This is a genomic window from Nocardioides sp. (assembly GCF_030019515.1).
Taxonomy (GTDB): domain Bacteria; phylum Actinomycetota; class Actinomycetes; order Propionibacteriales; family Nocardioidaceae; genus Nocardioides.
This window is the reverse complement of the sequence record NZ_JASEEQ010000002.1, coordinates 254550-274490: the sequence shown is the minus strand read 5'-3', so window position 1 is coordinate 274490 and position 19941 is coordinate 254550. Positions and strand designations below refer to the sequence as shown.

Here is a 19941-nt window from a genome sequence, read left to right as displayed (position 1 = left end):
CCCCGCCGTACCCTTGACCGGTGAGCACGATCCCCGACCTCGCGACCCTGCACGCCCTGGGCGCCGCCCAGCAGCCGTCGTACCCCGACCGCACCGCCGTCGACGCGGCGGTCCAGCGGCTGCGGACGGCACCCCCGCTGGTGTTCGCGGGGGAGTGCGACGACCTGAAGGGCAAGATCGCCCAGGTCGCGCGCGGTGAGGCGTTCCTGCTCCAGGGCGGCGACTGCGCCGAGACGTTCGCCGGCGTCACCGCCGACAACGTGCGCAACAAGCTGCGGGTGCTGCTGCAGATGGCGGTCGTGCTGACCTACGCCGCGTCCGTGCCCGTCGTCAAGGTGGGCCGGATCGCCGGGCAGTACGCCAAGCCGCGGTCCTCCGACCTCGAGACCCGCGACGGCGTGACGCTGCCGGCGTACCGGGGCGACGCCGTCAACGGCTACGACTTCACCCCCGAGTCGCGGGTGCCGGACCCGCAGCGGCTGGTCGACGTCTACAACTCCTCGGCCGCGACGCTGAACCTCGTGCGCGCGTTCGTGACCGGTGGCTACGCCGACCTGCGCCAGGTGCACACCTGGAACACCGACTTCGTGCGCTCCTCGCCCATCGGCCAGCAGTACGAGGCGGTGGCAGGAGAGATCGAGCGCGCGCTGACGTTCATGAAGGCGATCGGCGCGGACCCCGACGAGTTCCACCGGGTCGACTTCCACTCCAGCCACGAGGCGCTGGTCCTGGAGTACGAGCACGCGATGACGCGTATCGACTCCCGCACGAGCACGCCGTACGACGTCTCCGGGCACTTCGTCTGGATCGGCGAGCGGACCCGTCAGCTGGACGGCGCGCACGTGGAGCTGATGAGTCACATCCGCAACCCGATCGGCGTGAAGCTCGGCCCCTCGACCTCACCCGACGACGCGCTCGCGCTCGCCGCGCGGCTCAACCCCGAGAACGAGCCCGGTCGGCTGACGTTCATCACCCGCTTCGGTGCCGGCAAGATCCGCGACGGGCTGCCGACGCTGGTCGAGAAGGTCACCGCCGCCGGGCTCGAGGTCGCGTGGGTGTGCGACCCGATGCACGGGAACACCTTCGAGGCGAGCTCGGGCTACAAGACCCGCCGCTTCGGCGACGTGATCGACGAGGTGCAGGGCTTCTTCGACGTGCACCGCTCGCTCGGCACCTGGCCCGGCGGCCTGCACGTCGAGCTCACCGGCGACGACGTGACCGAGTGCGTGGGTGGCGGCGAGGACCTGCTGGAGGTCGACCTCGGCAACCGCTACGAGTCCGTCTGCGACCCCCGGCTCAACCGGGTCCAGTCGTTGGAGCTGGCCTTCCTCGTCGCGGAGATGCTGCGCCAGGCCTGACCGGGCACCACACAGGGGTCCGCCCCGTCAGGCCGGTCGCCCGTCGTGGTAGTCAAGACCTCGTGATCGACCTGCGCAGCGACACCTTGACCAGGCCGACCGACGCGATGCGCCACGCGATGGTGCACGCCGAGGTCGGCGACGACGTGTACGGCGAGGACCCCACGGTCGCGCGCCTCGAGGAGCGGGTCGCGGGCCTGCTCGGCCACGAGGCCGCGCTGTTCACGCCCACCGGCTCGATGGCCAACGTGCTCGCCGTGCGCTCGCTGGTCGGGCCCGGCCAGGAGGTGCTGTGCGAGGCCAGCGCCCACATCGCCCGCGCCGAGCTCGGCGCCCACGGCGCCTACACGGGCCTGACGATGCGGACCTGGATCGACCCGCGCGGCCAGGTCGACCTCGACGCGATCCGCACCATCTTCGCCCCCGACATGGGCCCGTTCTTCGTGCCGACGGCGGCGATCTCGGTCGAGAACACCCACAACTTCGCCGGGGGAGCGGTGCTGCCGCTCCAGGACCTGCGCGACCTGCGCGAGTACGCCACCGCGGCCGGGGTCGGCGTGCACGTCGACGGCGCCCGGATCTGGAACGCGCACGTCGCCACCGGCACGCCGCTGGCGGAGTACGGCGCGATCGCCGACGTGATGTCCGTGTGCCTCTCCAAGGGCCTGGGGGCGCCGGTCGGCTCCCTGGTGGTGGGCAGCAGCGACGCGATCGCCGAGGCGCGGGTGTGGCGCAAGCGGATGGGCGGCGGGATGCGCCAGGTGGGCATCCTGGCCGCTGCCGGCCTGCACGCCCTCGACCACCACGTCGAGCGCCTGGCCGACGACCACGAGCACGCCCGGCTGCTGGCCGAGGCGTGCGGCGTCGACCCGGCCGGCGTCGACACCAACATCGTGGTCGTCCGCCGTGCCGACGCGCCCGACTTCGTCGCCGCCGCCCGGAGCGAGGGCGTGCTCGTCTCGGCGGTCGGCCCCACCGCCGTACGCCTGGTCACCCACCTCGACGTGAGCCGCGAGGACGCCGAACGGGCAGCGGCGGTGCTGGCTCGCCTGGCGTGAGCAGCTCGTGGCCTACCCGGCGCCGACCAGTGACACGTCGCTGATCGCGGTGTAGTCGCGGGCCGCGCGCCCGCTGCCGGGCGCCGACACGGCGACCAGCCGGAGCGTGACGGTCGTGGTGGTGACATCGACGTCGACGGACTGGACCGCGGTCGTGTCGTCGAGGTCCTGGGTGATCGTGGTGCCGTCGTCGAAGACCCACTCCACGCTCGTGACCCGGCGGTTGCCGTGGTACCAGTCGAGCTCGCGTCCCTCGGCGTCCCGGGCCGTCTTCGCGTACCCGTTGACCAGCCCCACGCTGCGCAGCCGGGTCTCGGCGGCCAGGGTGATGACCAGCTCCTCACCGGTGCCGTCACCGGGCATCCGCCAGGTGGTCTCCGGGATGCCGTCGAGGAGGTTCTCGCCCGCGTAGTCGACCCGGTTGCCGGACACGTCCTGGCCGGGCGGGGCGGTGCGCGGCACCTCGACGCTCGCCTCGGCGGTGACCCGGGCCGGGTCGTGACCGGGCCCGTCCTGCGACGGGGAGGACGCCGGGTCCGAGGATGCCGGTGGCTGCGAGCTCGTCGGGCGTCGGGCGTCGGGGCCGGAGTCGTCGCCGGTGAGCAGCCAGACGCCGAGTCCGGCGGCGACGACCAGGGCGAGGGCCGCGGCGGCCCACAGCCCCCAGGGCCGGCTGGGCCGGCTGGGCCGGCGGTGTGCGGCGGCCGACGGCTCCTCGACCTCGTCGGCGAACAGCGGGTACCGCGGCGCAGGTGGCGGAGCCGGCGGCACCGGGACCGCGGGTCGCTCGGCGGTGTCGGTGCGCCAGCCCTGGTCGATCGGCTGGCCGATGGGGTGGCCGCAGTTCGTGCAGAAGCGGCCGACCCCCAGCTCGTGGCCGCAGCTGACGCAGAACCTCATGTGACTCCTCGCGGGCCGGCGTGAGTCTGAGCGCGCGCGGTCCGGCGACAGACTAGTGCCGGCCCGCCGCCCGCGCCGCGTCAGCCCGCTGGATCGGCGGCGGACCGGCGCCCGACCATCCCGGGGAGCCGCCGTACAGCCTGGGCGAGGTCGCGCAGCTCGGTGCCGAGCAGGGCCTGGGGCCCGTCGCACAGGGCGGTCTCGGGGTCCGGGTGGACGTCGACGATCACGCCGTCGGCGCCGACCGCGATCGCGGCCCGCGACAGCGGCACGACCAGGTCCTTGCGGCCGGCGGCGTGCGAGGGGTCGACGACGACGGGGAGGTGGCTGGTGGCCTGCACGACGGGCACCGCGGAGATGTCCAGGGTGTTGCGGGTCGACGGCTCGAAGGTCCGGATGCCGCGCTCGCACAGCACCACGTCCAGGTTGCCGCGCTGGGCGATGTACTCCGCGGCCATCAGCCACTCCTCGATGGTGGCCGTCATCCCGCGCTTGAGCAGCACCGGCTTGTCGCACTCGCCGACGGCCTGGAGCAGCCCGAAGTTCGCCATGTTCCGCGTCCCGACCTGGAGCATGTCGGCGTGCTCGGCGACCACCGCGACGTCGCGGGCGTCGACGACCTCGGTGACGACCGGCAGCCCGGTCGCGGCGCCGACGTCGGCGAGGATCGTGAGCCCGGCGACGCCGAGGCCCTGGAAGGCGTATGGCGAGGTCCGCGGCTTGAACGCGCCGCCGCGCAGGATGGTCGCGCCGGCGGACCGGGCCATGTGCGCCGCCTCGAGGGTCTGCTCGGCGGTCTCGACGGCGCACGGTCCCGCGATCAGCGTGAACGTCTCCGGACCGATCGGCACCTGGCGGCCCGGGGCGCCGACCCAGACCGTGGACCGGTCCGGGTGGTGCTGGCGGCTGACGAGCTTGTAGGGGTCGGAGATCCGGTGCACGTCGGCCACTCCGCGCAGCGTGCGGAGGTTGAGGTGGTGGAAGGAGTCGATGTCGCCGACCAGGCCGATGATCGTGCGGACCACGCCGGTGGAGACGAACGCCTCGCCGCCGACGCTCTCGACCCGCGCGACGACGTGGGCGACGTCCTCCGCGGTGGCATCGGGGGACATCACGACGACCATGCGGGACTCCTTCTCGGGGGCGGGAGAACCGTAGGGGATCGGCGTCCGGCCGGCGGCGCCGACTCAGCATCCGGACGGCCGCCCGAAGGCGGCACGGAGCATGGGAGGCCCGAGGGTGCCCGTGCCATCGCCCGCCGCTGCGCTGCGGGGGAGGGCTACCGACACCCTCGGACCGACAAAAGGCTAGAACCGCCGCACCGCTCCGCGTCGCGGAACGAGTGGTACTAGGACCATTGGGCAGAGCAGGGCACTGCGGCCCCCGAGCAGGCCCGTTCACACGGCGATGTGGGGCACCTCACCCTCGACCTTCCGGCGCGGGATCAGCTCGACGGTGAGCATCGCGGTGAGCACCATCAGGCCGCCGACGACCATCCGCGACGTCACCGACTCGCCGCCCAGGAGGACGGCGAAGAACGCCGCGAACACCGGCTCCATGCTCATCACGATCGCGGTCCGCGTCGCCGACAGGTGGGCCTGCGCCCAGGTCTGCCCGAGCAGGGCCAGGGCGGCGGGGAAGATCGCCATGTAGACCACCGAGAGCCAGTCGGCGCCGTTGTCGGGCAGCACGATGCCGTGCGGCGCGCTGGCCACCAGGCAGATCACCGCGACCATCACGACCTGCAGGATCGACATGCCCAGCGCGTCCCGGGCGCTCGACCAGGCGCCGAGTCCCACGATGTGCAGGGCGTACAGCATCGCGGCGACCAGGGTGATCGCCTCGCCGTACCCGACGGAGAAGCCCTGCAGGGTCAGCACCGCCAGGCCGGCGGCCGCGAGCAGCACGGCCAGCCAGGTGGCGCCGGTGATCCGGTTGCGCAGCAGCACGGCCGCGAACAGCGGCGTGGCGACGACGTACATCCCGGTGATGAACCCGGAGACGCTGGCCGGGGTGTGGGCGAGCCCGGCGGTTTGCAGGATCTGCGCGACGCCGTACAGCCCACCGAGCACCGCGGCCTGCCGTCGGGCGGCGGGGGAGAGCCGCAGCACCGCGCGCGGCGCGACCGCGAGGAGCAGCACGCCGGCGATCGAGAAGCGGACGGCGAGGAAGTCGAGGGTCGGGATCCGGTCCAGCAGGTCGTGGATCAGAAAGAACGTCGACCCCCAGCACGCGGTGATGCCGAGCAGCGTCGCGGTGGCGAGCAGCGTCGTGCGCCTCATCCGCGCAGCTTCTTCAGCAGCGGGATGTCGCGGTTGTCGACGTCGCGCGAGTCGGGCGTCTCGAGGATGAACGGCACGCCCTCGGTGGCCGGGTGCGCGAACAGCTCGGTGAACGCGCCCTCGCCGATGTGGCCCTCGCCGATGCGCTGGTGCCGGTCCTTGAAGGCGCCGCGCACGTCCATGGAGTCGTTCGCGTGCACCAGGCGCAGCCGGCCCGAGCCGCCGATCTCGACCACCCGGTCCACGGTCGTGGTGGTGCCGCCCGGCTCGTCCAGCGGCGCGCCCGCGGCGAACACGTGGCAGGTGTCGAGGCAGATGCCGGCCTTCGGGTGGTGGTCGAGGGCGTCGAGGTACGGCGCGAGGTCCTCGACGCCCGCGCACAGCGAGCGGCCCTGGCCGGCGGTCGGCTCGAGCAGCAGCCACGGCGCGTCGTCGCCGACGACCACCTCGAGCAGCGGCAGCAGCGCCTCGCGCACCTGGCGCATCGCGCGCGCATGCCGCGCGAGGCTGTCGCCCTCGCCGGGATCGACGTACGACCCGGTGTGCACGACGACGCCCTCGGCGCCGATCTCCGTCGCCCGCTTGAGGTTGTGGGCCACCGAGGCCACCGAGCGCTCGTAGGTCGCCGCGGTCGGCGAGCCGAGGTTCACCAGGTACGGCGCGTGGATGAACACCCGGGTGCCGCGCCCGGCCATCAGGTCGCGGAAGCGGGCGTCCTCGGCCGGCTTGCCCTCGCTCAGCGCCCAGCCGCGCGGGTTCCCGGTGAAGACCTGGAAGGTCTCGGCGCCGACCAGGTCGGCGTTGGCGACGGCTCCGTCGACCAGCCCCTTGCCGACCAGTACGTGTGTCCCGATCGGGTTGCGGAGGGCGGGCTCGAGCACGCGCACAACCTACTGGGCGCCGACGATCACCCAGCCGTCGACTGCACGTTGCCGGCACGTCGATGCCCTCTGGCGGATCCGCTGACTGATGTGTCCCTGTCCGATCGAAGCCGCACGGTCATGGCGCTGCCGCTGCGTTGAAGCGCAGGGCATCCCGCCGCCTGAGAGCCGCCGACCTGATGGGTCACCCGCAGCAGGGATCTCGTCAGTGGTGTCCTAGGACGACGTGCCTGCCGAGTCCGAGTCGACCTGACCCACGGCGGCGACCGGGTCCGCCCTGGTGTGCACAGCGTCCTACTGGTCTAGGCCACTCGTTGCTCTGGCGGGAACTGCCGGTCAACACTCGGTCCACCGTCGAACAAGGTGGGGATCCCATGAGTGAACAGCACCCCGTCGTCAACGGCAGGACCTTCGAACCGCCCGGCAAGGGACCGTGGGAGCTGGAGACGACCCACGCCCTGCGGCCGATGACGCCGCTCGCGCAGAACGCCTTCATGACCGGATTCCCGAAGGGGTTCGCCGAGGGGACGGCCCGGTACGGCGTGCTCCTGTCGCACCTCGCGCCGGGCTTCAGCCAGGGGTTCTTGTACAACCAGCCGGTCGCGGTGGGCGCACCCGAGGGCGCGATGGGCCCGCCGCCCAAGCCCGTCCTGCAGCTGGTCAGCCGGATCCACCCGGCGATGCGTCGGCGCCACAAGGCAGCCGAGCGGGCCCTCCGCGAGAAGATCTGGCGCCAGGACCTCGCGAACTGGGACGAGGTGGACAAGCCGGCCGCGATCGAGGCGCACCGGGCGATCCAGGCGGTGGACGTCGCCGCGCTCTCCGACGCCGAGCTGGCCGACCACGTCGACGGGTGTGCCCAGCACGCGAACTACTGCGCGTACCTCCACCACAAGTACACGATCCCGGCCTGCCTGCCGGTCGGTGACTTCCTGGCCGGCGCCATGGGATGGACCGGCGCCTCGGTCGGCGAGCTGATGGGCCTGCTGCGCGGGCGCTCGGTCGTGTCCCGCGGCTTCGCCGCCGACGAGCTCGACGCGGCAGCCAAGGCGCTGACGACGTCGGACTCGGCTCGGACGATTCTCGCGGCGGCAGCGGACTCGCAGGCCATCCTCACCGAGCTCACGACTCATCCGGAGGTCGGGCCCGAGGTGTCGGCGTACGTGGAGGCGGTGCGCTGGCGCTGCGTGGGTTACGACCTCGGCGAGAAGGCCGCGGGCGAGCTGCCGGACACCCTCGTGGAGGCTCTGCGCGCCACCCTGGCCGGCGCTTGGACGGCAGCCCCGGACGACGACTCGGCGTTGCTGGCACTCCGTGAGCGGGTCCCGGCCGAGCACCGTGAGGACTTCGACGACCGGCTCGCGGAGGTGCGGCTGATGTACCGACTACGCGACGAGCGGGGCGTGTACAGCGACGGGTGGGCGGTCGGCCTGGGCCGTCGTGCGCTGCTCGAGGTGGGCCGGCGGCTCACGGCCAAGGACCTGCTGGGCGACCCGGAGCACGCCGTCGACCTCAGTGCTGCCGAGGTGCGCGCGCTCCTGCTCGGCGCGAGCGCCGTCCCGAGTGCGACCGAGGTGGCGGAGCGGTTCGAGTGGCGGACGACGATGACGACCTCGGACGCGCCGCAGTTCCTCACCGCGATGCCACCGCACCCGCCGCCGCCCGAGTGGTTCCCGGCCCGGGCTCGACGTACGGCGGCCGCGATGAACATCTTCATGTTCTCGTTGTTCGGCGTCCCGGAGACTCCGAACTCCGAGTCGGTGCTCACCGGCCTCGCGGTCAACACCGGCGTCTACGAGGGTCCGGCGCGACTCGTCGAGAGCTCGGAGGACTTCGGGCGCATCCGCCAGGGTGACGTCCTCGTCACGAGGATGACCTCGCCGTACTTCAACGTGGTGCTGCCGATGCTCGGCGCGATCGTCACCGACCGTGGCGGCCAGCTCTGCCACGCGGCGATCGTCGCCCGGGAGTACGGCATCCCGGGGATCGTCGGCACGCGGGAGGCGACCAAGCTGATCCGCGATGGGGACCGGGTGCGGATCAACGGCACCACCGGCGAGGTGCACCTGCTCGCGTGACCGCCACCACGCTCACCCCGCTCACGGCCGCCACCGACGCGAGGGCCTTCGGGGGCAAGGCCGCCCAGCTGGCGGCCGCGCTCGGTGCCGGGCTTCCCGTCCCGAACGGCGTCGCGCTCGACTGGACCGCGGTGCGCGCCATGGTTGCCGGTGACCGTCGCGCGCTCGCCTGGCTGGACACGCTCGAGGAGTCGGGCCCGTGGGCCGTCCGGTCGAGCGCGATCGGCGAGGACTCCGCCGAGGCATCGTTCGCCGGCACCCACCTGACCCTCCTGGGCGTCGTCGGTGTCGAGTCGCTGCTGCATGCCATCCACCAGGTGCACGACTCAGGCCTCGACGAGGCCGCCGCTGCCTACCGTCGCCAGCACGGGCTCGACCCGGCGCCGCGGATGGCAGTCGTCCTGCAGCCGATGATCGCCTCCGAGGTAGCCGGTGTGCTGTTCACGAAGAACCCCGTCACCGGGGCGAGCGAGCGGGTGATCGAGGCGAGCTGGGGTCTGGGCGAGACCGTGGTCAGTGGCCTGGTGAGCCCGGACCAGTACCGGCTCGCACCGGAGGACGGTCGCCTTCTCGGCCGCTGGGCCGGCGAGAAGGACGTGGCACTGCGGTTGCAGGCCGACGGGTCGGTCGCCGAGATGCAGGTCACGACGGACCTGGTCGAGGCCTGGTGCCTCGCGGAGGAGCAGCTCCTGCACCTGCACCAGCTGGCGGCCCACTGCGACCGGGTCTTCGGCAGCACCGAGCACGACATCGAGTTCGCCTTCGCCGACGATCGACTGCACCTGCTCCAGCGCCGGCCGATCACCTATGGCTGAGCCGGTGTCCGACCGGGCCCCGGCGGCGCAGAATGTGGGTCGTGGTCTGGTCGGGGCCCTGCTGACCGCGAGCCTGATGCCGCTGAACTCGACGATGGTCGCCGTCGCGGTGCCCTCGATCGCCCGAACCGTCGGCCACGGCCCGGCGGCGGTGACCCAGGCGCTCGTAGCGACCTACTTGATCGCGGCGATCGCCCTGCAGAGCCCCGGCGGCAAGCTCGGCGACCGCCTCGGGCACTGGCGGATGCTCATGTCCGGACAGGCCGCGGTGGGAGCCGGCGCGATCCTGGGGTTCTTCGCCACCAACCTGGCGACGCTGGCCGGAGCCCGCATCCTGATGGCCATGGGTGGCGCGCTCGCCGTGCCCGCGACGCTGGCCCTCCTTCGCGTCTCCCTGCCCGCCGAGCGCCGGGGACGGGCGTACGGCACCTTCGGCGCGGTCATGGCGATGGCCGCTGCCCTCGGCCCGATCGTCGGCGGCATCCTGGTGGACGCCTTCGGGTGGGAGGCCGTGTTCGTGGCGAACGTCCCGGTGCTCGCGCTCGCCGCGCTCCTGATCGCCTCGACCGAGCGGGTCCGTGACGCCCGGCCAACCGGCCGGTTCGACAGCCTCGGATCGGCCCTCCTCACCTCGGGACTGGTGCTGCTCGTGCTCGCCGCCCAGCGCACCGGCGCCCTAGCGCTGCCGTTCCTCGCGGGCGCCGTAGTCACGCTGGCCGCCTTCGTGCGGCACGAGCGCAGGGTCGAGGACCCTGTGGTCGCGTTCGACCTCTTCGCCTCATCGGCGTTCACCGCCGGCACGCTGCTGATCTGCCTGCAGAACCTGGTGATGTACGCACTGCTCTTCGAGCTTCCGCTCGTGCTCGAGGCGCGCTTCGACCTCGGCGCGCGGCAGACCGGGCAGCTGCTGATCTGGCTGATGGTCGCGATGGTGGTCACGTCCCTGGCGGCCGGCCGCTTCACCGAGCGCCTCGGTGCGCGCAGCCTCGCGGTGACCGGCTCGCTGGTCTGCCTCGCGGGACTCGTGGTACTGCGGGCGGTGGAGCTCAGCGCGCCCGGTCAGGTCCGGCTGCCCCTCGCGCTGCTCGGCATCGGCCTCGGCATGTGCGGACCCGCGGCACAGACCGCCTCACTGTCCGCGATCGCCCCGGCGCGTAGCGGCATGGCCGCCGGCGTCAGCTCGACCATGCGCTACCTGGGTGGCGTCGCGGGCATCGCCTTCCTCGGCCGAGCCCTCGACCTCCACGGCACCCGGGCAGCCGTGCTCGTGGAACACCATCACGTGATCGACGTGTTCCTCGGCGTCCTCGTCCTCGGGCTCGTCTGCGCGTTCGGGCTGTCCCGTCGCGCAACTCCTGCTGAGCTGCCTCCAGCGCCCTCAGGGCATCGATGATCGGGCGAACCGGCTGGTCCCGCAGGTCGTCGCCGGTGGGCTCGGTGGCGAGTGTGCGGGTTCGGCGGTGACCACTGCAGGTCGACCACCACCGACCGCGAGCCGGGCACCGACCCGTAGGCACGGCTCCCTGGACCAACGCCGACGGCGACCACGTCATCTCGTTCCCGCCACCGCGACCCGACGCCGACCCGCAGGACGCAGGCGGTCTCGCGCGGGGCACGGGGTCTCGAGGCTCGCTGTGCTCGCCGCCGCGCCGGCCGCTGCTGGACAGAGGTCAGATGAGCGTCAGGGTGATGGTGGACCCGACCGGCACCATGTCGCCGCCGCCGGGGCTCTGCGAGAAGACGTAGCCCAGGCCCAGGTAGCCCGACGCCCTCTCGGTGACGACGTGGAAGCCGAGGGCCTCGAGCGTCTCGGTCGCCGCGTCCACGCCCTGGGCGCGCACGGAGGGGACCTCGACCAGGTGCGGGCCCTTCGAGACCACGAACGAGACGGAGTCGCCGCGGTGCAGCGTGGTCCCGGCCGGCGGGTCCATCGAGATGACGTCACCCTCGTCGACCGTGTCCGAGTACTCCTCACTCGCGATCGAGCCGTCGAGTCCCTTGTCCTCGGCCCACGCCATCGCCTCGTCGGCGTCCTTGCCGACCCAGTCCTTGAGCGTGACCGGCTTGGGGCCCTTGCTGACCACCAGGTCGACGGCCGCGTCCGGTCGCAGCGTGGTGCCGGCCTTCGGCGCGCTCGCGATGACGACGCCCTTGTCCACGGTGTCGGACCACTTCTCGGTGGTCGTACCGAACGCGAGGTGGGTCTCGGTGAGGGCGTCCTGGGCCTGGTCGACGGTGAGCCCCTCGAGCTTCGGCACGTCGTAGCGCTCCTTGCCCAGGGAGAGCACGACGGTGACCGCGCCGCCGTCGAGGACCTTCGAGCCGGGCTCGGGGTCGGTGGCGACGACGCGACCGGCCGGGACCGTCTCGGAGTAGGCCTTGTCGCCCCAGGTGACATCCAGGCCGGCCTCGTCGAGCCGCTGCTCGGCGGCCGACCGGGTCATCCCGAGGACCCCGGGCGTCGAGGTGTAGCGGCCGTCGAGGAACCACCAGGCGCCGACGCCCGCGCCGGCCACCAGGAGCAGGGCGACCATCAGCAGGACCAGGCCCCGGCGGGAGCGCCGTTGCCGCTTCGGAGGCGGGGTACGTCGCTCCGGCGGCCCCGGTGGCGGTGTGGCCAGGCGCCGGTCGAGCACCCGGATCGGGGTCGTCCGGTCCGTGACGGCGTACTCGGCGGCGTCCTCGGGCGCGTCCGCGGGAGCGGGCGCCTCGACGAGCTGGGTCGACAGGAGGAGCGGGGTGAGGTCGGCGGTCAGCTCCGGGTCGTCGTGGACGCCCTCGGCCAGCGCATGGCCGACCCGGTGCAGCTGGTGGAGGAGCACGCCGGCGTCGGCCGGGCGCAGGCCGCGGTCGCGAGCGGTGGCCCGGGCGACGAGCGCGTCGACGTACGCCGGGATCCCCGGCTCGAGTGCCGACGGTGCCGGGACGTCCTCGTGGACGTGCTTGTAGGCGACCTGGATCGGCGTCTCACCCTCGTGCGGCTTGCTGCCGGTGAGCAGCTCGAAGAGCACCACGCCGGCGGCATACACGTCGGCGCGCGCGTCGGCACGGCCGTCGACGACGAGCTCGGGGGCCAGGTAGGAGACGGTGCCGATCAGCACGCCCCCGGTCGCCGTGTGCTGGGTGTCGGCACTGACCGCGCGGGCCAGGCCGAAGTCGGCGACCTTGACCCGGCCGTCGGCGGCGATCAGCACGTTCTCGGGCTTCACGTCGCGGTGGATGATGCCCGCCCGGTGCGCGGCGGCCAGCGCGGAGAGCACCGGCTCGAGCAGGGCGAGCGCCCGCGACGGCGGCATCGGGGCCTCCTTGCGGATCACGTCGCGCAGCGTGATGCCGTCGACCAGCTCCATCGCGAGGAACACCGTGCCGTGGTCGTCGCCCTGGTCGTAGACCGCCACGACGTTGGGGTGGGAGAGCCGGGCGGCCGAGCGCGCCTCGCGCACGAAGCGCGCCGCGAACTCGTCGTCGTCACCCAGGCCGGGGTGCATGATCTTGACCGCCACGGTGCGGTCGAGCCGGAGGTCGGTGGCCTCGTAGACACTGGCCATGCCGCCGCGCGCGATGCGGGGTCCGATCCGGTAGCGGCCCTCCAGCAGCCGGCCGGTCATGGGGTCGCCAGCCGCGTCGGCGCCCGTGCGGGCGTGCCGATCTGACTGCCGGTCTGGCGGCACAGCGACCCTCCTGCGCACCTGTTGGGGAAGGACCAGGTTGCTCAATCGTACGGACGCCGGGGCCCGGGATCGTGCTGAGCCGCCTCCGGCGTGGCGTGGACCACGGTGGGAGACTGGTCGCCATGAACCAGCCACGACTCGCCGACGCCGACCTCGCCGCCCTCGTCCCCGAGTGGCTGGACTGGGCCGAGACCGCCCGACGCCTCGGCGTCACGGTGGCGAAGGTGCGCACGATGATCCGTGAGCACGAGCTCGCCGCAGCCGTCCCCAGTCCGGGCGCCGGGCAGCAGGTGCCCGCCGACTTCCTCCAGGACGGGCTCGTCGTGAAGGGCCTGCCCGGGCTGCTCACGATCCTGCACGACGGCCGCTACGACGACCGCGAGTGCATCGCCTGGCTGTTCACCGACGACGACCTGCCGGGCCGTCCGATCGACGCGCTGCGCGAGAACCGGGGCTCGGAGGCCAAGCGCCGCGCCCAGGCGATGGCGCTGTAGCCCCCTCGACGCCGTCCTACCTGGCGCCGGGCGTGGCCGGCCCGGGCGTGCGCCGGCGGGCGGTGTGCAGGCAACCGGATGTGGGTGCCGAAGGGTTGCCGGGTCACCGCCGGCCCGGCCCGGCCGGCGCAGCCGCCTCCGGCCGGCCGAGCTCAGACCACGCGCTGGGTGGCGGCCGAGGCCAGCTGGCGCAGCACCCGGCGGGCGTCCTCGTGGAGGTCGGCCTTGTCGAGGGCCGTGACCGCGTGCGTGGCGAGCTCGGTGATCACCGACTCGACCTGGGCGTGCGCGCCCGAGGCGGCGATGATGCCGCGCAGCTCGGAGACCTGCTCGACGCTGAGCGCGGTGCCCAGCGAGCGGTCGAGGAGCGCGGCGTCGGCCGGGGGTGCGGCGTCGAGCGCGAGCGCGACCAGCACCGTGCGCTTGCCCTCGATGAGGTCGTCGCCGGCCGGCTTGCCGGTGGCGTCCGGGTCGCCGAACACGCCGAGCAGGTCGTCGCGGAGCTGGAAGGCCTCGCCCAGCGGCAGCCCGAACGCCGACAGCTCGGCCATCGTGTCGGGACTCGCGCCGGCGAGCGCGGCGCCGATGTGCAGCGGGCGCTCGATGGAGTACTTCGCGGACTTGTAGCGCAGCACCGTCATCGCGGTCTCCACGTCGGCGCGACCGCGGGCCTGCACCGACACGTCGAGGAACTGCCCGGCGATCACCTCGGTACGGCAGCGGTCGAAGACCTCCAGGGCGGGAGCGACCTGCGTGATCGGCAGGCCGCAGCGGCGCAGCAGCTCGTCGGCCCAGCTCAGCAGCAGGTCGCCGAGCAGGATCGCCGCGGCCGCGCCGTACTGCTCCGGGTCGCCGCGCCAGCCGGCCGTGCGGTGCTCGCTCTCGAAGAGCCGATGCGTGGCCGGGTGGCCCCGGCGGGTGTCCGAGGCGTCCATCAGGTCGTCGTGGACCAGCGCGCTCGCGTGCAGCAGCTCCAGGGCGGCGCAGGCGCGCACCAGCGCGTTCTCGTCGGGCACGTCGGCGGCGACCGCCCGGTGGCCCCAGTAGCAGAACGCCGCCCGGAAGCGCTTCCCGCCCGAGACCGACGTATGCGCCTCGCGCACCAGCCGCGCGGCGTCGCTGCCCAGTGGGCCGAGCGTGGCGGCCTGCTCGTCGACGAAGGCGTCGACCGCGGTCTGGATGCGGTCCCGGAAGGACGCGCTGTCCCAGTCGCTCTCGCTCGCCCTCACGGCCCCGAGACTAGCCAGTGGACGCCACCGGGCAGCGGCCGGTCCCGAACCTAGGATGTCGCCCATGGCGAACCAGCGGACCCGGCGGATCGGCGACCTCGTCCGCGAGGGCGAGCGGTCCTTCTCGTTCGAGTTCTTCCCGCCACACGACGCGGCGGGGGAGGACCAGCTCTGGCAGTCGATCCGCGAGCTCGAGCCGTTCCGGCCCACGTTCGTCTCGGTGACGTACGGCGCGGGCGGGTCCACCCGCGACTCCACGGTGCGCATCACCGGGCGGATCGCCGCGGAGACCTCACTGACCCCGATGGCCCACCTGACCTGCGTGGGGCACACCCGCGGTGAGCTCGAGGCGATCCTGGACGCCTACGCCGGGGCCGGCATCGGCAACGTGATGGCGCTGCGCGGCGACCCGGCCGAGGGGCCGCGGGCCGAGTGGACCCCCACCGACGGGGGCCTGACGTACGCCGAGGAGCTGGTGCGGCTGGTCCGCAGCCGCGGCGAGTTCAGCGTCGGCGTGGCGGCGTTCCCCGAGGGCCACCCCTCGGCGGCGTCGCTCGACCACGACGCCGACGTGCTCGTCGCGAAGGCCCGGGCCGGTGCGGAGTTCGCGGTCACCCAGATGTTCTTCCGCGCCGCGGACTACTTCGCGCTCGTCGAGCGGGTCCGCGACCGTGGCGTCGACCTGCCGATCCTGCCCGGCATCATGCCGATCCTGAACCTCGCCAGCATCCGGCGCCAGGGCGAGCTGATCGGCACCGACGTGCCGGCCGAGGTGGTGCGCCGGATCGGCGCCCACGACGGTGACGCGGCGGCGATGCGCGCCGAGGGCATCGCGATCGCCGCCGAGCTCTGCGACGAGCTGCTCGCCGGCGGCGCACCCGGTCTGCACTTCTACACGCTCAACCGCTCCAAGGCGACGCGCGAGATCTTCGCCGCCCTCAACCTGCCGGTGTGATCCAGGGTCGGGCCCCCGGCCGCCCCGGAGCCGGGTCAGGCCGGCCCGACCTCGGCCGCCACCAGCGCCGCGGAGAGCCCCACGAAGGGCATCCCGGCACCCGGGGTGGCGTGCGCCCCCGCGGCGTACACCCCCGGCACCGGCGTGCCCGGGCCGAGCCGCTGCCGGACCGTCGCCCGGCCCTGCCACAGCACCCCCATCGGCGACCCGCCCCACCGCTCGACCTGGTCGCGCGGGCTGCGGTCGACCCGGGCGACCACGTGCGGGCGCAGGTCGATCCGGTGCCGGGCCAGCGCGCGGAGCACGTCCTCCGAGAGCCGGCCGCGGCCGTGCACGGTGAGCGCGGCACCGCCGTCGGGCGCGCTGCCGCCGGTGCGCACCACGAGCGTCGGGTCGCCGTGCAGCACCAGCTCGTGGGGCAGGTCGGCCGGCGTCGCGTCGAGCCCGACGTGCACCGCGACCGGCGGGATCGCGGGCATGGTGCGGACGACGTACGGCGCGAGCGCGGGCAGCCGGCGCGGGTCGACGGCGCACACCACGACGTCGGCGTCCAGGTCCCCGGCGGCGGTGCTGACGGCGACCGCCCGCCCGCCGCGGACCACGACGTCCACGGCCTCCGTCGCGGTCAGCGTGGTGACCCCCCGAGTGGCCAGCCGGTCGGCGAGCGCCGCGCCGAGCCGGGCCATGCCGCCCTCGACGGTCCACGCGCCGAAGCGCTGCTCGACGTAGGCGCTCACGCCCAGCCAGGCGGGCACGTTGCGCAGGTCGTGGCCCTCGGCCACGAGCGGGTGCCCGGCGACCATCCGCAGCCGCTCGTCCTTGAAGGTGCGCTTGAGCCGCCGGGCCAGCGTCTCGCGGCTGTCCAGCAGGGCCGCGAGCTCGCGCGGCAGGTCGTCGGGTCGCCACGGGCTCTCGAGGTAGCCGCGGCGCAGCACGTCCCAGGCGTCGGCGTACGACGCCACGTGGTCGACCCAGCGCTGGCCGAGCCCGGCCCCCAGATCGTCGAACGCGCGCAGCTGGGCCGCCCGGCCGGACGGGACCCGCACCGACGTGCCGTCCTCGAACCGGTGCTCGCGCACCAGGTCGAGCGGCACCAGCTCCAGCTCGCGCTCGACCGGCCGGCCGGACTTGCGGAACAGGTCGCGGACCACCGCGGGCAGCAGTGTGTACGTCGGGCCCGCGTCCCAGGTGAACCCGTCGGCGCTGACCTCCGACAACGCACCGCCCAGCTGCGCCGACCGTTCGACCAGGGTCACCTCGTGACCGAGCTTGGCCAGCCGCACGGCCGCGGCGAGACCGCCGAAGCCGCCGCCCACCACCACGACCCGCGCCATGAGGGGAACCCTAGGGCCCCGAGGCTCAGGCCTCGGCGTCGAGCACCACCCGCAGGGCGTCCTCGTCACGGCCGACGACGGTGGTGCCGTCGGCGGCGGTGATGATCGGCCGCTGGATCACCCGGGGGTGGGCGGCCAGCGCCGCGAGCCAGTCGTCGCGGAGGGCAGCGTCCCGGGGCAGGTCGATGCCCTCCTCGCGGGCCTCCTTCGCCCGGGCGATGTCCCAGGGCTCCAGTCCCAGCCGGGCGACGACCTCGCCGAGCTCGGCCGCGGTCGGCGGCTCGTCGAGGTAGCGCCGGACGGTGTACTCCACCCCGGCGGCGTCCAGCTCGGCGACGGCCGTGCGGCACTTCGAGCAGTCCGGGTTGAGCCAGATCTCCATCACTCCACCTCCATCGTGGGCGCGCCGGTCATGGCGGCGAGCTCGTCGTACGTCGTCGAGAAGACCGCGGCGGGGTGACCGGCGGCCGCCCACACGACCTCGTAGCGGCGCAGCCACGAGTCCAGGTACGTCGGCACCTCCGCGGGGTGCCCGATCGGGGAGACCCCGCCGATGGCCTGGCCGGTGTGCTCGCGCACGAACTCCGGCGTCGCGCGCCTGAGGGCGGTCACCCCCAGTGCGGCGGCCACCTTGGTGGTGTCGACGCGGTGGGCGCCCGAGGTCAGGATGAGCACCGGCGAGCCGTCGGCGTCGAAGAGCAGGCTGTTGGCGATCGCACCGACCTCGCAGCCGAGCGCCGCGGCGGCCAGTGCGGCCGTGTGCACGGAGTCGGGCAGGATGACGACCTGGCCGGTACCACCTCGGCGCCGGTGGTCGTCACGGAACCGCGTGATCGTCGGGTGCTCGGTGGTCATACTGCGAGACCCTAGAGTCTCCGGGGCGGACGTTTCGAGCAGGGACCCGAGCAGGGGAGAGGAGCGCGGATGAGTCAGCAGCGGCCGGTAGCGGTGAGCGGCGCCATCTGGGTGCTGGTGGCCGTGGTCGTGACGAGTGGCGTGACCGCGTTGCTGACGCTGGTGTTCGGCGACGAGCTCGACGACGCCTGGGCCGCCGGCCGGACCGACCTGGGCTCGGTGGAGCCGCCGGCGTTCGCGCCGGTGGCCATCACGATGTTCGTGGTGGTCGGGGTGCTGGTGATCGTGCTGCTCCAGTTCCTCCAACAGGGCCACAACTGGGCCCGGGTGCTGCTCAGCGCGCTGGTCGTGCTGATGGCCATCGCCACGCTCGCGAGCCTGCGCGCCGACCCCCCGATGCTGTTCCTGGCGCTCTCGGTGGTCGGCCTGTCGCTGGACCTGACCGCGGCCGTCCTGCTGTGGCACCCGGACACCCGGGCCTTCACCCGCTCCGCACCGGAGGGCGCCGGGCGCTCCTGAGCCGCGCGGTCGCCGACCTTGACGCCCTGGGGGCGGCGAGGTGTACCGTGGCGGTGTTCGAACAGATGTTCGAGCACCGCCCGGCGGGGACGACCTCGACCCCCGTCCCCGTCGGGCCCCGGTCCGCCGGAGCTGTCAGGGGTCGCCGGTCAGGGGTCGACGGAGAGGACCTCGATGAACCCCTATGCCCTTCCCGCCACCACGCACTCCTACCTCGCGCGCGCCGCGGAGTCGCTGAGCGAGGCGATCGCCGCGACCGAGGTCCCGGCCCGCTACGCGCACGCCCACGTCGCGGCGTTGCGTGCCGCCGCCGCGCTGCTCGCCGCTCGCGCGCACCCCGAGCCGGCCCGCCGCCGTCCGCAGCGCAACGCCTGGGTGCTGCTGGCGGAGGTGGCGCCCGAGATGGCCGAGTGGGCCCGGTTCTTCGCCGCCGGCGCGGCCAAGCGCGCGGCCGCCGAGGCGGGCTCGACCCGCGCGGTCTCGGAACGGGAGGCCGACGACCTGGTCCGCGACGCGGACCGGTTCCTCGCCGTCGTGGAGCGCTCCCTGGGCCTGGTCCCGCACGCGGCGGCGCCGCCGTGGGCGGCGGCCATGCGCGCGGGCTGACGGCAGTGGTCCTAGGGTTGGGCCATGCCTCCTGAGCGGCCCGGCGAACGGCCCGGCGAACGGCGCAACGCGGCGCGTACGTCGGTGGTCTGGGACGCGCTGCGCCCGACCCTGGACGGCGCCGCTCTCGACGTCCTCGACATCGGCGGCGGTACCGGCGGGTTCGCCGTCCGGGTCGCCGAGCTCGGCCACCGGGTGACGGTCGTCGACCCCAGCCCGGACGCGCTCGCGTCGTTGGACCGCCGCGCCCGTGAGGCCGGGGTCGCGGTGGCCGGCCAGCAGGGCGAGCTGTCGACCCTGCTCGACGTCACCGGACCGGCGTCCGCCGACGTCGTGCTCTGCCACGGGGTGCTCGAGGTCGTCGAGGACCCCGGCGCCGCGCTCGCGACGCTGCGCGAGGTGCTGCGACCCGGCGGCACGCTCAGTCTCCTGGTCGGGCAGCGCCACGCCGCGGTCGTCGCCCGCGCGATGGCCGGTCACTTCGCCCAGGCGTTGTCGATGCTGGACCAGGCCCCCGGTGGGCCGACCCGCGACCAGGGCGGCCGCTCCGGGCGGCGGTTCACCGAGGACGAGGTGGCCGCGCTGCTCGCCGGCGCCGGGTTCGAGGTGGCCGCCGTGCACGGCATCCGGGTCTTCGCCGACCTGGTGCCGGGCTCGCTGCTGGACCTGGAGCCCGGGGCGACCGGGGCCCTCGTCGACCTGGAGCGGGCCGTCTCCGGGCGTCCCGAGTTCCGCCCATTGGCGACCCAGCTCCACCTCCTCGCCCGCTGACCGGGCCCCCGCCGTTTCGCCGGCGGGGGGACCGGGAACGGTTCGATCACGAATTTCCGGAACCCGCCTACCGCGATGACCAGCCGCTGCCTAGACTTGAGGCGCTGGCCGACGAATGCGACAGCACCTTGGCGA

Annotated in this window: 19 protein-coding genes; 10 read left to right on the top strand and 9 right to left on the bottom strand. The window is 73.8% G+C overall.

The features are described from left to right. Window positions 1–20: 20 nt before the first annotated feature. Window positions 21–1358 (top strand): class II 3-deoxy-7-phosphoheptulonate synthase, encoded by a 1338-nt coding sequence (locus QMC84_RS03705; RefSeq protein ID WP_300371893.1) that lies wholly within the window; start codon window positions 21–23, stop codon window positions 1356–1358. 62 nt (window positions 1359–1420) lie between these two features. After that, window positions 1421–2416 (top strand): GntG family PLP-dependent aldolase, encoded by a 996-nt coding sequence (locus QMC84_RS03700; protein WP_300371891.1) that lies wholly within the window; start codon window positions 1421–1423, stop codon window positions 2414–2416. 12 nt (window positions 2417–2428) lie between these two features. On the opposite strand, the gene QMC84_RS03695 is transcribed toward QMC84_RS03700, so the two are convergent. The 4 genes from QMC84_RS03695 to QMC84_RS03680 all read right to left on the bottom strand — a co-directional run bounded on the left by QMC84_RS03695 (window position 2429) and on the right by QMC84_RS03680 (window position 6479). After that, window positions 2429–3316, bottom strand: coding sequence for a zinc ribbon domain-containing protein (locus QMC84_RS03695; RefSeq protein ID WP_300371889.1), 888 nt, complete (start codon window positions 3314–3316; stop codon window positions 2429–2431). An 80-nt stretch (window positions 3317–3396) separates the two neighbouring features. Next, on the bottom strand, window positions 3397–4440 hold the full coding sequence (gene aroF, locus QMC84_RS03690) for a 3-deoxy-7-phosphoheptulonate synthase (RefSeq protein WP_300371887.1): 1044 nt from the start codon (window positions 4438–4440) through the stop codon (window positions 3397–3399). A 273-nt stretch (window positions 4441–4713) separates the two neighbouring features. Further along, on the bottom strand, window positions 4714–5598 hold the full coding sequence (locus tag QMC84_RS03685) for a DMT family transporter (RefSeq protein WP_300371885.1): 885 nt from the start codon (window positions 5596–5598) through the stop codon (window positions 4714–4716). After that, window positions 5595–6479 carry a deoxyribonuclease IV gene (locus QMC84_RS03680; RefSeq protein WP_300371883.1) on the bottom strand — a complete coding sequence of 295 codons (885 nt, stop codon included), beginning with the start codon at window positions 6477–6479 and terminating at the stop codon, window positions 5595–5597. Before QMC84_RS03680 ends, QMC84_RS03685 begins: the two co-directional genes overlap by 4 nt. 374 nt (window positions 6480–6853) lie before the next feature. On the opposite strand from QMC84_RS03680, the gene QMC84_RS03675 reads away from it, so the two are divergent. Genes QMC84_RS03675 through QMC84_RS03665 form a run of 3 tightly spaced genes read left to right on the top strand, consistent with a single transcriptional unit; the run spans window position 6854 to window position 10765 of the window. Next, a complete protein-coding gene (locus tag QMC84_RS03675) occupies window positions 6854–8557 on the top strand; it encodes a PEP-utilizing enzyme (protein ID WP_300371881.1) in 1704 nt (567 codons plus the stop codon). After that, window positions 8554–9372 carry a PEP/pyruvate-binding domain-containing protein gene (locus QMC84_RS03670; protein WP_300371879.1) on the top strand — a complete coding sequence of 273 codons (819 nt, stop codon included), beginning with the start codon at window positions 8554–8556 and terminating at the stop codon, window positions 9370–9372. The genes QMC84_RS03675 and QMC84_RS03670 overlap by 4 nt, the downstream gene beginning before the upstream one ends. Continuing rightward, on the top strand, window positions 9365–10765 hold the full coding sequence (locus QMC84_RS03665) for an MFS transporter (protein WP_300371877.1): 1401 nt from the start codon (window positions 9365–9367) through the stop codon (window positions 10763–10765). Before QMC84_RS03670 ends, QMC84_RS03665 begins: the two co-directional genes overlap by 8 nt. 277 nt (window positions 10766–11042) lie before the next feature. Here QMC84_RS03665 and pknB read toward each other — a convergent pair whose 3' ends face one another. Beyond that, window positions 11043–12980 carry a Stk1 family PASTA domain-containing Ser/Thr kinase gene (gene pknB / locus QMC84_RS03660; RefSeq protein WP_300371875.1) on the bottom strand — a complete coding sequence of 646 codons (1938 nt, stop codon included), beginning with the start codon at window positions 12978–12980 and terminating at the stop codon, window positions 11043–11045. A gap of 185 nt (window positions 12981–13165) precedes the next feature. Between pknB and QMC84_RS03655 the strand changes: the two genes are divergently transcribed. Next, window positions 13166–13537: an Rv2175c family DNA-binding protein gene (locus QMC84_RS03655; protein WP_300371873.1), complete on the top strand. Its 372-nt coding sequence runs from the start codon at window positions 13166–13168 to the stop codon at window positions 13535–13537. Between the two features lie 152 nt (window positions 13538–13689). Here the strand turns inward: QMC84_RS03655 and QMC84_RS03650 are convergent, their stop codons facing one another. Beyond that, the gene (locus QMC84_RS03650) at window positions 13690–14766 is read right to left on the bottom strand and encodes a polyprenyl synthetase family protein (protein WP_300371871.1); all 1077 of its coding nucleotides are present in this window, start codon (window positions 14764–14766) and stop codon (window positions 13690–13692) included. Window positions 14767–14830: 64 nt separating this feature from the next. On the opposite strand from QMC84_RS03650, the gene metF reads away from it, so the two are divergent. Next, complete coding sequence (gene metF / locus QMC84_RS03645; protein WP_300371869.1) at window positions 14831–15721, top strand: methylenetetrahydrofolate reductase [NAD(P)H]; 891 nt, start codon at window positions 14831–14833, stop codon at window positions 15719–15721. 35 nt (window positions 15722–15756) lie between these two features. On the opposite strand, the gene QMC84_RS03640 is transcribed toward metF, so the two are convergent. The 3 genes from QMC84_RS03640 to QMC84_RS03630 are packed head-to-tail and all read right to left on the bottom strand — an operon-like array spanning window position 15757 to window position 17910. Beyond that, the gene (locus tag QMC84_RS03640) at window positions 15757–17055 is read right to left on the bottom strand and encodes an NAD(P)/FAD-dependent oxidoreductase (RefSeq protein WP_300371867.1); all 1299 of its coding nucleotides are present in this window, start codon (window positions 17053–17055) and stop codon (window positions 15757–15759) included. A gap of 25 nt (window positions 17056–17080) precedes the next feature. Next, window positions 17081–17437: an ArsC/Spx/MgsR family protein gene (locus tag QMC84_RS03635; protein ID WP_300371865.1), complete on the bottom strand. Its 357-nt coding sequence runs from the start codon at window positions 17435–17437 to the stop codon at window positions 17081–17083. Next, window positions 17437–17910 (bottom strand): YbaK/EbsC family protein, encoded by a 474-nt coding sequence (locus tag QMC84_RS03630; protein ID WP_300371863.1) that lies wholly within the window; start codon window positions 17908–17910, stop codon window positions 17437–17439. The genes QMC84_RS03635 and QMC84_RS03630 overlap by 1 nt, the downstream gene beginning before the upstream one ends. 69 nt (window positions 17911–17979) lie before the next feature. Between QMC84_RS03630 and QMC84_RS03625 the strand changes: the two genes are divergently transcribed. From QMC84_RS03625 to QMC84_RS03615, 3 genes are all read left to right on the top strand, one after another. Next, the gene (locus QMC84_RS03625; RefSeq protein WP_300371861.1) at window positions 17980–18429 is read left to right on the top strand and encodes a hypothetical protein; all 450 of its coding nucleotides are present in this window, start codon (window positions 17980–17982) and stop codon (window positions 18427–18429) included. Window positions 18430–18603: 174 nt separating this feature from the next. Beyond that, a complete protein-coding gene (locus tag QMC84_RS03620; RefSeq protein WP_300371859.1) occupies window positions 18604–19035 on the top strand; it encodes an SAV_6107 family HEPN domain-containing protein in 432 nt (143 codons plus the stop codon). 24 nt (window positions 19036–19059) lie between these two features. Next, window positions 19060–19806, top strand: coding sequence for a methyltransferase (locus tag QMC84_RS03615; RefSeq protein WP_300371857.1), 747 nt, complete (start codon window positions 19060–19062; stop codon window positions 19804–19806). Window positions 19807–19941 lie beyond the last annotated feature (135 nt).

What these genes read in the sequence shown, in the direction of transcription:
- QMC84_RS03695 (WP_300371889.1), bottom strand. Translation starts at nt 3,316, where the DNA reads ATGAGGTTCTGCGTCAGCTGCGGCCACGAGCTGGGGGTCGGCCGCTTC.
- aroF (WP_300371887.1), bottom strand. Translation starts at nt 4,440, where the DNA reads ATGGTCGTCGTGATGTCCCCCGATGCCACCGCGGAGGACGTCGCCCAC.
- QMC84_RS03685 (WP_300371885.1), bottom strand. Translation starts at nt 5,598, where the DNA reads ATGAGGCGCACGACGCTGCTCGCCACCGCGACGCTGCTCGGCATCACC.
- QMC84_RS03675 (WP_300371881.1), top strand. Translation starts at nt 6,854, where the DNA reads ATGAGTGAACAGCACCCCGTCGTCAACGGCAGGACCTTCGAACCGCCC.
- QMC84_RS03665 (WP_300371877.1), top strand. Translation starts at nt 9,365, where the DNA reads ATGGCTGAGCCGGTGTCCGACCGGGCCCCGGCGGCGCAGAATGTGGGT.
- pknB (WP_300371875.1), bottom strand. Translation starts at nt 12,980, where the DNA reads ATGACCGGCCGGCTGCTGGAGGGCCGCTACCGGATCGGACCCCGCATC.
- QMC84_RS03655 (WP_300371873.1), top strand. Translation starts at nt 13,166, where the DNA reads ATGAACCAGCCACGACTCGCCGACGCCGACCTCGCCGCCCTCGTCCCC.
- metF (WP_300371869.1), top strand. Translation starts at nt 14,831, where the DNA reads ATGGCGAACCAGCGGACCCGGCGGATCGGCGACCTCGTCCGCGAGGGC.
- QMC84_RS03640 (WP_300371867.1), bottom strand. Translation starts at nt 17,055, where the DNA reads ATGGCGCGGGTCGTGGTGGTGGGCGGCGGCTTCGGCGGTCTCGCCGCG.
- QMC84_RS03635 (WP_300371865.1), bottom strand. Translation starts at nt 17,437, where the DNA reads ATGGAGATCTGGCTCAACCCGGACTGCTCGAAGTGCCGCACGGCCGTC.
- QMC84_RS03630 (WP_300371863.1), bottom strand. Translation starts at nt 17,910, where the DNA reads ATGACCACCGAGCACCCGACGATCACGCGGTTCCGTGACGACCACCGG.
- QMC84_RS03625 (WP_300371861.1), top strand. Translation starts at nt 17,980, where the DNA reads ATGAGTCAGCAGCGGCCGGTAGCGGTGAGCGGCGCCATCTGGGTGCTG.
- QMC84_RS03620 (WP_300371859.1), top strand. Translation starts at nt 18,604, where the DNA reads ATGAACCCCTATGCCCTTCCCGCCACCACGCACTCCTACCTCGCGCGC.
- QMC84_RS03615 (WP_300371857.1), top strand. Translation starts at nt 19,060, where the DNA reads ATGCCTCCTGAGCGGCCCGGCGAACGGCCCGGCGAACGGCGCAACGCG.